The 12,274-nt window shown below is 71.3% G+C and carries 9 protein-coding genes; 5 read left to right on the forward strand and 4 right to left on the reverse strand.

Features of this window, described 5'->3' with window-relative positions:
* Nucleotides 1-998 precede the first annotated feature (998 nt).
* The 3 genes from IEY93_RS31790 (at nucleotide 999) to nhaA (ending at nucleotide 4,342) form a co-directional block, all read left to right on the forward strand.
* Entirely contained in the window at nucleotides 999-2,300 is a 1,302-nt protein-coding gene (locus tag IEY93_RS31790; RefSeq protein WP_189166876.1) for a TrkH family potassium uptake protein, read from the forward strand.
* Nucleotides 2,293-2,955 (forward strand): potassium channel family protein, encoded by a 663-nt coding sequence (locus tag IEY93_RS31795; protein ID WP_189166856.1) that lies wholly within the window; start codon nucleotides 2,293-2,295, stop codon nucleotides 2,953-2,955. Before IEY93_RS31790 ends, IEY93_RS31795 begins: the two co-directional genes overlap by 8 nt.
* A 118-nt stretch (nucleotides 2,956-3,073) precedes the next feature.
* Entirely contained in the window at nucleotides 3,074-4,342 is a 1,269-nt protein-coding gene (gene nhaA, locus IEY93_RS31800) for a Na+/H+ antiporter NhaA (protein WP_189166857.1), read from the forward strand.
* Nucleotides 4,343-4,424: 82 nt separating this feature from the next.
* Here nhaA and IEY93_RS31805 read toward each other — a convergent pair whose 3' ends face one another.
* From IEY93_RS31805 to IEY93_RS31815, 3 genes are all read right to left on the reverse strand, one after another.
* Nucleotides 4,425-4,745 (reverse strand): helix-turn-helix domain-containing protein, encoded by a 321-nt coding sequence (locus tag IEY93_RS31805; protein ID WP_189166858.1) that lies wholly within the window; start codon nucleotides 4,743-4,745, stop codon nucleotides 4,425-4,427.
* Nucleotides 4,742-5,119, reverse strand: a complete 378-nt coding sequence (locus IEY93_RS31810) for a type II toxin-antitoxin system RelE/ParE family toxin (protein WP_229691649.1) — start codon at nucleotides 5,117-5,119, stop codon at nucleotides 4,742-4,744. The genes IEY93_RS31805 and IEY93_RS31810 overlap by 4 nt, the downstream gene beginning before the upstream one ends.
* A 125-nt stretch (nucleotides 5,120-5,244) precedes the next feature.
* On the reverse strand, nucleotides 5,245-6,273 hold the full coding sequence (locus tag IEY93_RS31815) for a glycosyltransferase (protein ID WP_189166860.1): 1,029 nt from the start codon (nucleotides 6,271-6,273) through the stop codon (nucleotides 5,245-5,247).
* 1,114 nt (nucleotides 6,274-7,387) lie between these two features.
* Here IEY93_RS31815 and IEY93_RS31820 point away from each other — a divergent pair.
* Nucleotides 7,388-9,769 (forward strand): beta-xylosidase/alpha-l-arabinosidase, encoded by a 2,382-nt coding sequence (locus IEY93_RS31820; protein WP_229691650.1) that lies wholly within the window; start codon nucleotides 7,388-7,390, stop codon nucleotides 9,767-9,769.
* Nucleotides 9,770-9,908: 139 nt separating this feature from the next.
* On the forward strand, nucleotides 9,909-10,703 hold the full coding sequence (locus tag IEY93_RS31825) for a carbohydrate-binding protein (RefSeq protein WP_189166861.1): 795 nt from the start codon (nucleotides 9,909-9,911) through the stop codon (nucleotides 10,701-10,703).
* Nucleotides 10,704-10,822: 119 nt separating this feature from the next.
* Here IEY93_RS31825 and IEY93_RS31830 read toward each other — a convergent pair whose 3' ends face one another.
* Nucleotides 10,823-11,935, reverse strand: a complete 1,113-nt coding sequence (locus IEY93_RS31830) for a DUF3103 family protein (protein ID WP_189166862.1) — start codon at nucleotides 11,933-11,935, stop codon at nucleotides 10,823-10,825.
* Nucleotides 11,936-12,274: the final 339 nt, after the last annotated feature.

Genomic DNA, 12,274 nt, shown 5'->3' on the forward strand with positions numbered 1-12,274 from the left:
GGCCGTGCCCAGACGGCGGCACGTCGAGCGGACCGCGGTTCCCGGTGATCGACCGGTACGGCCGCCGCGCCGTCGAAAGTGTTTCGGTAACACCGATGAAAGGAGGGCGTCCCGGCTTTGTCAAGGACCCTCCTCCCGCGCGAAACCGGGCTCCCGCACGGCCCGACCTGCCGGGTGGCGGCGGATCAGCACTTCAGCGCGCCCGCGCCGCACCGGCGCACGGGCATCCGTTCAAGCCCTCCGCCGGGGGCGTGCGGTGACCACCGAGATGAAACGTTCACCCTCGCTCCCGTCCCTTCCCACCGGCGCGCCACCCGGCCGTGACCGCCCGGCCGCCGCTCCCGCACGCCCGCCGCGGCCACACGGAGGCGCCTCCCAAGGAGCCGGATCGGCCACGCCGGTTCCGCTCACACGTCCCGCGTTAGCGATAACAAGGCGGCCGATCCGGCGCCCCACCGCCCCGCCTCGCGGATCGCCATCACCCGCGAGAAGGCGCGCCCCACCATGCGAACCCGACCGGCGTCGTCAGAGACACCTCAAGGCCTCCGGGAACGACCGGCCGCCCGACGCGCGCACCACCCGCCCTCCCGGGTTCCACGTGCCCCCGGGAACGACCGGCCGTCCGACGCGCGCACCACCCGCCCTGGCGGGTTCACATGCCCCAGGGAGGACGCGGCCGCCCGACGTGCGCACCACCGCCCTCCCGGGTTCACGTGCCCCCGGGAACGACCCGGCCGCCCGACGCCTGCACCACCGCCCTCCCGGGTTCACGTGCCCCCGGGCTCGGGCGAGCAAGTTCCTGAGAACCGCCGCCTCCCCCTACCACCCGTGCTGTTACGGTAGTTCGGGTCGGTCGCCGAGCCCGCCCCGCGCGGGCCGCAATGGCTGCGCCGGCGGGCGTCCATCTCGACGGCGGGGGCGGAGGAACGGTGGCGCTGCAGGCGCGATCACGCCGGCGATCGCCGGCCGTGCTCGACCGTTTCCAGCACCCGGCCCAGATGATCGTGACCGGCTTCGGCGGCGCGGCACTGCTCGGCACCGCACTGCTGTGCCTGCCCGTGGCCACCACGGCCGCCAAGCCGGTGGACCTGCTCACCGCCCTGTTCACCGCCACCTCCGCCGTCTGCCTCACCGGCCTGGTGATCGTGGACACGGCCGCGCACTGGTCGGTCTTCGGCGAAGTGGTGATCGCCCTGCTCGTCCAGGTCGGCGGTCTCGGCATCATGACCATGGCGACCCTGATGACCGTCCTGCTCTCCGGCCGGCTCGGCCTGCGCGCCCGGCTGTTCGCCCAGGCCGAGACCAAGGCGCTCAGCATGGCCGACGTCCGGCGTCTGCTGCGCAACATCGTGCTGTTCAGCCTCATCGTGGAGGCCGTGGTGACGGTCGTCCTCACGGCGAGGTTCGCCATCGGGTACGGCGAGCCGCTGGGCCGCGCGGCCTACCTTGGGGCCTTCCACGCGATCTCGGCGTTCAACAACGCCGGGTTCGCCCTGTGGCCGGACAGCCTGGTGCGGTTCGTCACCGATCCATGGATCTGCGTGACCATCGCGATCGCGGTCATCGTCGGCGGGCTGGGCTTCCCGGTGGTGTTCGAGGTGCTGCGCTCGTGGCGTCGTCCCGGCCGCTGGTCTCTGCTGACCCGCATCACCCTCGGCGTCAGCGGGGCGCTCCTGGTGGTCAGCATAGGGATCTTCACCGTCACCGAATGGCGCAACCCCGGCACGCTCGGGCCACTGGACGACAGCGGCAAGCTGCTCGCCGGGTTCTTCACCGCCGTGATGCCGCGCAGCTCGGGCTTCAACACCATCGACCTCGCCCAGATGCATCCGTCGAGCTGGCTGGCCACCGACCTGCTGATGTTCGTCGGCGGCGGCAGCGCCGGCACCGCGGGCGGCATCAAGGTCACGACCTTCGGCCTGCTCGCGTTCGTCATCTGGGCCGAGCTGCGCGGCGAGACCTCGGTGAACATCGGCCACCGCCGGGTGGCCGAGGCCACGCTCCGCCAGGCGATCACTCTCGCGACGATCAGCACGGTGACCGTCGCGGTGTGCACGTACGCGATGCTGGTGCTCACCGACCACGACCTGGACGAGGTGCTGTTCGAGGTCGTCTCCGCGTTCGCGACCGTGGGGCTGTCCACCGGCATGACCGCCGACGCCACCCCCGCCGGGCACGTGCTGCTCACCGTGCTGATGTTCATCGGCCGCATCGGCCCGCTCACCGTGGGGTCCGCGCTCGCCCTGCGCGAGCGCACCCGCCGCTACGAACTGCCCGAGGAGCGAGTGATCGTTGGCTGACATCAGGAACGACCCCGTCGTCGTGATCGGACTCGGCCGCTTCGGCACCTCGCTGGCGCTGGAGCTGACCCGGCGCGGCACCGAGGTGCTGGCGATCGACCACCGGCCCAAGGTCGTGCAGAGCCTGGCCGGGCAGATCACGCACATCGCCACCGCCGACGCCACCGACCTGGAGGCGCTGCGGCAGCTCGGCGTGCCCGACTTCTACCGCGCCGTCCTTGCCATCGGCAGCGACCTGGAGGCGAGCATCCTCACCGCGTCGCTGCTGGTGGAGCTGGAGATCGACGACATCTGGGCCAAGGCCGTGACCCGCCAGCACGGGCGCATTCTCAGCAGGCTCGGCGTCAAGCACGTGGTGTTCCCCGAGCACGACATGGGCGAGCGGGTCGCCCACCTGGTCAGCGGCAGGTTACTCGACTACATGGAGGTCGACGAGGACTTCGCCCTGGTCAAGACCCGTCCACCCCGGGACTACGTCGGCACCCCGCTCGGCCGGTCCAACCTGCGCCGCAAGTACGGCGTGACCATCGTGGCGGTCAAGAGCCCCGGTGAGCGGTTCACCTACGCCACCGCGGACACCGAACTTACCTACGACGACGTCATCATCGTCTCGGGCTCCACCGAGGAGATCGAACGCTTCGCCGAACTCCCCTGACACCCCGCTCCCCTGACCCCGGCTCGCGGCGGGCGGCCGGTGAGAAGGTAGGGTCGTAACCGGTGTGCCGGGAAGTCTGGTCGGCTGTCTCTGACCCGACCTCTCCTCCGGAGAACCCATGCGACGTGTTCCCCGTCCCACCGGCACGCTCTTCGCCCGGGCGCTGCCCGAGCTCAGGCGCACCGCCGAGATCCTGCGCAGCGAGACGATCGGCGGCGTCCTGCTGCTGTCCGCGGCCGTGGCCGCCCTGATCTGGATCAACAGCCCGTTCGCCGCGGCCTACACCTCGCTGCGCGAGCTGCGGGTCGGCCCCGCGACCCTCCACCTGGACCTGACGCTCGGGCAGTGGGCCGCCGACGGGCTGCTGGCGATCTTCTTCTTCGTGGCGGGGCTGGAGCTCAAGCGGGAGTTCGTGGCCGGCGACCTGCGCGATCCGCGGCGGGCCGCCGTACCGGTCGCCGCGGCGGTCGGCGGCGTGGTCGTACCCGCCCTCGTCTATCTGCTGGTCAACGCGGGCGGCGGCGCCCCCCTGAAGGGCTGGGCGATCCCGACCGCCACCGACATCGCCTTCGCGCTGGCCGTGCTGGCGGTGATCGGCCGGCACCTGCCTTCGGCCCTGCGTACCTTCCTGCTCACGCTCGCGGTCGTCGACGACCTGCTCGCCATAGCGATCATCGCGGTCTTCTACACCCAGCACCTGGCGGTGGCCGCGCTGCTCGGCGCGTTCGTGCCGCTCGCGGTGTTCGCGGTGCTCGTCCAGCGCGGGGTGCGGTCCTGGTGGGCGCTGCTCCCGCCGGCCGCCGCCACCTGGGCCCTCGTCCACGCCTCCGGTGTGCACGCCACGGTGGCCGGGGTGCTGCTGGGACTGGCCGTGCCGGTGATGAGCCGTGACCGGGCCGGCGGCCCTGGCGACGGCATCGGGCTCGCCGAGCACTTCGAGCACCGGTGGCGTCCCATCTCGGCCGGCTTGGCGGTGCCGGTCTTCGCGTTCCTGTCGGCGGGCGTGCCGATCGGCGGCTTCGGCGACGCGCTGACCGACCCGGTGGCCCTGGGCATCGTCGCGGGGCTTCTGGTCGGCAAACCGCTCGGCGTCATGGCCGCGACCTGGCTGGTCTCCCGCTTCACCAGGGCGAGCCTGGACGAGGGCCTGTCGTGGGTGGACGTGCTCGGCCTGTCGGTCCTGGCCGGCATCGGGTTCACCGTCTCGCTGCTCATCGGGGAGCTGGCCTTCGGTTCCGAAGGCGAGCGGTTCGACCATGTCAAGATCGCCGTACTGGCCGGGTCCGTGCTCGCCGCGGCGGTCGCGGCCGTGATCCTCCGCCTGCGCGAAGGCGTCTACCGCCGCCTGACGCAGTCCGAAGCCGCCAGAGCGGCCGGCCCCACCTGACCCGCCACCCACCGCCCGACCGGCCCCGACAGGCGAAGTGGTCTCTGGCCTTGGTGGAGCCGAAGAATGTGATCGGGCCTGGTCAGCTCACCTTCAACTGTTCGTCCCCGAAGTCTGCGACGAGTTTCAGAACGCCACCGAGGGCGGCGACGTAGCGGTCCAGAACCTCGCGAGTGGACACATCCCCCTTCTCGATCTGGGAGACGCGCGCCACAGAGATGCTCATGCGCTCAGCGACCTGCAACTGGGTGAGGCCGCGGCGCTTGCGCATCTCGGCGAGTCGCCATCCTTGCGACTCCTCACGCATTTGCCTGACCTCGTCCTCGAACCGCTCGGACCCCCCGGCGGTCTCGATCGCGCGCTCCAGATGATCGCTGTCACGCCACTTGCGGTAGCTGCTCACTGGTTCATCTCCTTGTGCCGCTCCACCAAGTAGATCTCGTACAAGTGCTCCGCTCGTGGGATCGCGTCGCGGTACCAGCGTTCCCAGCTGCCTGCTTTGTCTCCCGCGACCAGCAAGATGGCCGCCCGCCACGGGTCGAAGACGAACAAGATGCGGATCTCACTGCGGCCCGTGGAGCCAGGTCGCAACTCCTTCATGTTAGGAATCTTGGATCCGGTGATGCCGTCCACCAGCGGCCGACCCTCCGCAGGGCCGTTGCGCTCGAGAATCAAGATCGCCTGATTGACCAGCTTATGAGACTCACGGTCCGACGCATAGAGGGCTTCAAGGAACTCCCCCACCTCCTCGGTGAAGAAGATCTCCCATTCCCCCACTGCAACCCCCTCCGTCATCACCTGACCAGATTCAAGAATATCCTAAAGTCGGCCAGAACCGAACCGGCTGCGACCCATGCCGCGCGCGAAGCTCTGGTGAAGGGCAGGCGTCGCCGGGCCGGGGGTCATCGGGCAGGCGGCATTTTCTGTGGGGAGTCGGCGCGGTGGTGGGTGGCGGCTTGGCGGTAGGCGTCGCGCAGGCCGTCCGCCAGGGCTCCCGAGTCGTACGCGGCGGCGGCCGAGGAGGCGAGGCGGGCCCAGGTGGCGCGCACCTGCGGGTCCTCCAGGCCGCGCAGCAGCTCGGTGAACTCCGGCACCGTCCGCGCGTGCAGGTAGGCGTCCTTGAGCCAGTCGCGGTAGCAGGGGAGGTCGGGCACCACCACCGGCAGGGCGGCGGTCGCGGCCTCCAGCGTGGCCAGCCCGAAGGTCTCGTGCTTGGACGGCAGGAAGAACACGTCGGCGGCGGCGCACCGGGCGAAGACCTCCTCCCGCGGCACCAGGCCGGTGAAGGTGACGTTCTCCGGCGCGGTCTCGCGCAGCCGGGCCAGGTCGTGCCGGGCGTCGGACAGCATGCCGAACTGCATCCCGCCGACCCAGACGAACCGCAGGTGCGGCAGGCGGCGGGCACAGGCGACGAACTCCTCGACGCCCTTGCGCGGCTGCACCTGCCCGACGCCGAGGACGACCAGGCGCTCGTCCCAGCCGAACTCGCGCCGCAGCTCCGCCCGCCGCCCGGCGAACGCGCGGATGCGCCGATCGTCGACGGCGTTGCTCATCAGCACGACCGGCCTGCGCACGCCGAGCTCCTCCAGCTCGGCCGTGGTCGCCTTGCTCACCGACAGCACGAGCGTGGCCAGATCGAAGACGCCCCTCATGTAACGGTTGACGAGGCCGCGCACCAGGTGGGCGCCCTTGATGCTGCCGATCAGGGTCTCCGGGGTCACGTGGGCGCTTATCAGCCGGGGGCCGCGGTGCGCCATCATCCGCAACGCCGCGAACGGGCCCATCGTGTGCACGTGGAGGATCACGTCCTTGCGATAGGCCCGCAATCCGGAGACCTTCCGGATATCCGGCATTCGCTTTATCGCGTGCAGGCTTTCCTCATAGACGCTGTGCACGCCGTGCCCGCGTACGGTGAACACCGATTCGGACATCACACTGACCGGGACGGGCTCCGCCGCAGGTGCACCGGGGGAAGAGTGGTCACCGGCGGACGAGGAAACCGCGTCTTGGGGGTCGAGGAGAAGGGGGGAAGCAGTGGAGCGCCGCCGGGCGACGCGGCGAATACGTTTACCGATCACGGCCACGCGCTCATGCTAGGACAAAAGCCCAGGAAAAGCCATAGAACTATTAATCACCCGGAAATCAATAAATGGTCGCCCATTCGTTAGATAAAACGGTGATCCTGTTAACCTCGCCCGCATTATCAGCCGGATGCACGCTTCTCCAGCACCGCCAGGCGTCACCTCTCCCCGGGTGATCCCCCGTTCCCGGCAGCCGGCGAGGCCGCTGGACGACGGCGACGCCCGGTTCATGAGCCCCACCGGCGGCGCGGCGCGGGTCGTTCACGATGGAACGGCTTCCTGTTCCCTGTCACGCACGTGGCCCGGAATCACCTGGAAGCCGTCATGCGGCGCCCCGAATGGAGGCCCAGTGGGGTCGACCATGCCTTGCCTACTCGGCCCGGCTCGACATCGTCGCGCAGCGCAGCCGGGTGACCCTGGTGTCTCCATTCGCGCGCGGCGCCGCGCTCCCCGCCAGGGACGTCGTCCCGCGGTGCTCTCAGGGGCCGTACGGCTCGCTCGCGGGGCTGCGCTCAGCGAGGAATGGTCGGATGTCTCCGCCGCAGCACTTGATCTGGATCTTCCGGCCCCCTACTGTCCACCTATCCGACAGTTTCGGAAACCCCATCGAAACTTTCAAGAGGCCCGCCAGATGACAGAGACGCCCGGTTCATGAGCGCCATCGGCGGCGGTGCGGCGCGCACTCCGGCTCTGCCCGCGCCCGCCCGTCCTCCCCCGGCCCCCGTGGGCTGTGGTCCGGTCCGCGCTCCGGGCGTGGAGCGGGTCGCCGTACCCCTCGGCACGCACGCAGCCCTGACTCGACCGAACTCAACACCATTGGCTGTCCAGACCCCGGTACGGCATCGGCATTCCCGGTCCGCCGGGTGCGGTGATGCCGTCCATGGTGCCCATCCTGTCGTCTATCTGTTCGCCCGCTGCGCCCTGCTCCAAGGGCTGATGGGCGTCGGAGGAAAGTGACCGCATCGTGTCCGTAGAGACAGACCCCGCCACTCCCCTCTGGCAGGACCCCGGCCAGGACGCCGAGACCCGCGTCGAGGCGCTCATCGCGGAGATGACCGTAGAGGAGAAGGTCGCGCAGTTGTTCGGCGTCTGGGTCGGCGCCTCCCGCGAAGGCGGGGAGGTCGCACCACACCAGCACGAGTTGACCGACTCCGTGGATCTCGAAACCCTGCTGCCCGCCGGAATCGGGCAGCTCACCCGCCCGTTCGGCACGGTTCCGGTCGACGCGGCGGTCGGCGCGCTGTCCCTGCTGCGGACGCAGGAGCGGATCAGGGGCGCCAACCGGTTCGCCATCCCCGCCCTGGCCCACGAGGAATGCCTGGCCGGCTTCGCGGCCTGGGGGGCCACGGCCTACCCCGTGCCGCTGTCGTGGGGCGCCACCTTCGACCCCGCGCTGGTCCGGGAGATGTCCGCGGCCATCGGCGCCGACATGCGCGCCGTCGGGGTGCACCAAGGGCTGGCCCCCGTGCTGGACGTGGCGCGCGACGCCCGGTGGGGCCGGGTCGAGGAGACGATCGGGGAGGACCCCTACCTGGTCGGCACCATCGCCACCGCCTACGTCCAGGGCCTGGAGTCCGCCGGCATCGTCGCCACGCTCAAGCACTTCGCCGGGTACTCCGCCTCGGTGGCGGGGCGCAACCACGCCCCGGTCGCGATGGGCCCGCGCGAGCGCGCCGACGTCATCCTCGCCCCGTTCGAGATGGCCGTGCGCGAGAGCGGCGTACGGTCGGTCATGCATGCCTACACCGACACCGACGGGATGCCGTCCGCGGCCGACGAGTGGCTGCTGACCGGGCTGCTGCGCGACACCTGGGGCTTCGAGGGCACGGTGGTCGCCGACTACTTCGCCATCACCTTCCTCAAGATGACGCACGGCGTGGCGGGAAGCTGGGCCGAGGCTGCGGGCACCGCACTGGCCGCCGGGGTGGACGTGGAGCTGCCCACCGTCAAGACGTTCGGCACGCCCCTGCTGGAGGCGATCGCCGACGGGCGGGTGCCCGAGGCGCTGATCGACCGGGCACTGCGCCGGGTGCTGCTGCAGAAGGCCGAGCTCGGGCTGCTCGACCCCGACTGGAGCCCGCTGCCTCCCGGACTGGCGAGCGCCGACCTGAGCGACCCCGAGGCGCTGCGCGGGACCATCGACCTGAACTCCCCGGCCAACCAGGCCATCGCCCGGCGGCTCGCCGAGCAGGCCGTCGTACTGCTCGGCAACGACGGGACGCTGCCGCTGCGGAACCCCGCGAAGATCGCGGTCATCGGCCCCAACGCCGACGACCCGCTGGCCGTGCTCGGCTGCTACTCCTTCCCCCTGCACGTGCTGGTCAACCACCCAGACGTGCCCACCGGCATCGGGCTGCCCACACTCCAGGAGTCCTTGGCCGCCGAGTTCCCCGGCACCGAGATCGTCACCGCGCCGGGCGCCACCCATGGCGGCACCGACACCGGCGGCTTCGCCGAGGCGGTCGAGCTGGCCCGCGGCGCGGACGTCGTCGTGGCGGCGCTCGGCGACCGTGCCGGACTGTTCGGGCGGGGCACCAGCGGGGAGGGCTGCGACGCGGAGTCCGCCGCACTTCCCGGCGTGCAGCAGGGGCTGCTGGACGCGCTCATCGCCACCGGCACGCCCGTGGTCACCACGCTGCTCGCCGGACGGCCGTACGCGCTCGGCGACGCCGTGGAGGGCTCGGCGGCGATCGTCCAGTCGTTCTTCCCCGGCCAGGAGGGCACCGCGGCGATCGCCGGCGTGCTGAGCGGGCGGATCTCCCCGTCCGGGCGCCTGCCGATGAGCATCCCGCGCCGGCCCGGTGTGCATCCCTCGACCTACCTGTCGGCGCGGCTGGCGCACGCCACCGAGGTGTCCAACATCGACCCGACCCCGGCCTTCGGGTTCGGCCACGGCCTGTCGTACACCACGTTCAGCTGGTCGGACCTGGAGGTCGAGGCCGGACAGGCGGGTACGGACGGCGAGCTGCGGCTGGCCTGCACCGTCCGCAACACCGGGGAACGCGAGGGCACCGAGGTCGTGCAGCTCTATCTGCACGACCCGGTGGCCTCGGTGGTGCAGCCGGTCCAGCGGCTGATCGGCTACGCGCGGGTGCCGCTCGCCCCCGGACAGGCGAGCCGGGTGCGGGTCACCGTGCCCGCCGACCTCGCGTCCTTCACCGGCCGGGAGGGCAGGCGGATCGTCGAGCCCGGCGAGCTGGAGCTGCGGTTCTCCGCGTCGAGCACCGACGCGCGGCTGACCGCGACCGTCACGCTCACCGGCCCGGTACGCCAGGTGGACCACACCCGCCGCCTGCACGCGGTCGTCACCGTCTCCGCCCTCGGCGGCGCGGAGGACCCCGCCTAGACCACCGCGGGGCGGCCGGCCTCGGGGGTCTGGCCGCCCCCCGGTGACACAGATGGCCGGGTACGGCTAAAGGGCTATGGGAGCGCTCCCAACTCCCGTAGTTTGCTCCTGACATCACCCGTCACAAAGGAGCATTGTGATGCGCAGATGGTTATCCGCGGCCGTGGTGGCCGCCCTGCTGCCGCTCACGGCCACCCAGGCCGCCTCCGCCGCCGGGCACGGCGCCGGCACCTGCGGGAGTAGAGCGCTGCTGTTCTGCGAGGACTTCCAGGACCTGCCCCTCGGCGGCGCCGCCAGCCTCGACTGGGGCATCGACACCAAGCACGGCACGCTCACCGTCGAGCGCGGCGGGCACGGAGATCGCGGCGGCCAGCAGGTGCTGCACATCCGCACGCAGGGCAACGGCCGCGCCTTCCTCAAGGTGGACGACTTCGCCCCGCCCGGCAACGGCTTCTACGGCCGGGTGCGACTGCGGGTCAAGGCGTTCCCCACCGCCCCCGACTGGGCGCACTACACCCTCATCGAGGCCACCGGCGCCGGACCCGAGATCGTCCGCCCGCTCGGCGGGCAGTACGTCCCCGTCGTGAACGGCGGCACCGCCCTGTGGGGGGTCGGCGCGGACGGCGGCCCCACCGGCGACTGGACGAACTGGCGCGAGTCGGACCCCTCGCGGGCCGGCGTGTGGCAGTGCGTGGAATGGCGGATGAACCCCGCCGACAACCGGATCTCCGTGTGGTTCGACGGGGTGCCGCGACCGGGGCTGAGCGCGTCCACCCGGGAGCACGGCGGCAACGACGTCGACTTCGTCTTCCCCCGCTTCGACACCGTCAAGCTGGGCTGGCAGCTCTACCAGCCGAATCCGACGCCTGCCGCCTATGACGTGTGGATGGACGACATCGCGCTGAGCACCCAGCGGGTGGGCTGCGCCACCTGACCGCGCAGCCCACCGGTCCCGGCCCCTCGCACCGCCGGCGTCCGCCGAGCCTCCTTCCGGGGGCTCGGCGGACGCCCGCCACGAGCAGTCCCGCGTCGAGCGGGCGGCCGGGCGAAGGCTCAGAGTTGGGACACCCAGTAGGGGGCCACGTCCATCCAGCCGTTCCCCCGCGCGCCGTACAACCGGCCGCTGCTGGCGGTGGACAGCGTGTACCAGGAGTCCACGTAGTCGGGGTCGTCGGTCCACCAGGAGGTGGGGATGGCCGAGATGATCGCGCTGACCAGCGGGATGTACGCGCCGCCGTCGGCGATGGTCAGCAGCGCGGTCGCGATGGCCTGGGCGAGTTGCTGGTAGTTGGTGTCGCCGTCGTCCTCCATCATCACGATGTCGGCCAGGTTGTACTTGTAGCCGTTGAAGTGGACCAGGAGCTGGTTCGGGTAGTAGGTGGTGCCGTCGTTGTCCAGGTAGGGCATCTGGACGACGTTGACGGTCGCCTTGCCGTCCAGGCCGAAGCCGCCGACGATGCTGAAGATCTCGGCGTCGCCCTTGATCCACGGCTCCTCGTCGTCCGACAGCCGGACCGCGTTGACCTTGGTGGCCCAGTACCCACCGGCGGCCTTCGCGGTCGCCGTCGGCCGCAGCGCGGTCACCCCGCGCGCCGACAGGGATTTGCGCATCAGGTCGAGGCCCAGGGGCAGGGCCTTGGCCACGTCGACCTCCACCACCAGCACCGGCCGCTCGGGGGCCTTCGCCGGGTCGAGGGCCACCGTGCCGCCGAGCGGGTCGTACGCGGTGATCGAGGCGGCCTCGTCGTCGGAGGGGGCCGCCGCGACCAGCGGAAGCTCACCGCGGGCCAGCCCGGCGCGCATCTCGTCGGTGGCGAGGCGGAGCCGCAGCAGTGAGCCGCCGGTGGCGGGGAGCCCCTTGGCGGCGAGCACGGCCTCGTTGGCCGCACGCGCGGCCTGCGCGACACCGGTGCTCGCGGTGATGCTCAGCAGGTCCGCGGACGCCGAGGCGGTCGCCGATGTGGCACGGTCGCGGACCTCCCGGTCGGCCAGCGCGGCGGCGACCTGCCCGGCGAGACGGTCGGTGATCGCCGACACCGTGCCTGCGGCGGCGGGGGCCGCGGACGAGGCGGCGGGAGCCGGATCGGTGGGGGAGGCGAGGGCGGTTCCGCTGGTCAGGGCCAGCGCGGCCACGGTGGCGAGCGCGGCCGTGAGGACTCGGGTCACGAGTCTTCTCCTTCGGTCAGGGTTCCGGCCGGAGGGGGTGTCCTGGCCGGAGCAGCGAGACAGATGGAGAGTGACAAACGGCGACAATTCGGGAAATGTGGATATCTGCCAGGGAGCAGATCATCCTTCTGTCTGCCTTTACGCTATCCCCACTTGGACAGTCAGCCCGGCGCACAGGCCCCTCTCGCGATCAATCGAACACGATGCCCACCCGCCCGCCATCGCCCCCGCTACCACCTCACCGCCCAAGCCCGCAGGCCCCCTCACGGCTCACGGCTCACGGCTCACGGCTCACGGCTCACGGCTCACGGCTCACGGCTCACGGCTCACGGCTCACGG

Origin of the sequence: Sphaerisporangium melleum (genome assembly GCF_014646695.1) — a bacterium.
In the GTDB taxonomy this organism is placed as follows: Bacteria; Actinomycetota; Actinomycetes; order Streptosporangiales; family Streptosporangiaceae; genus Sphaerisporangium; species Sphaerisporangium melleum.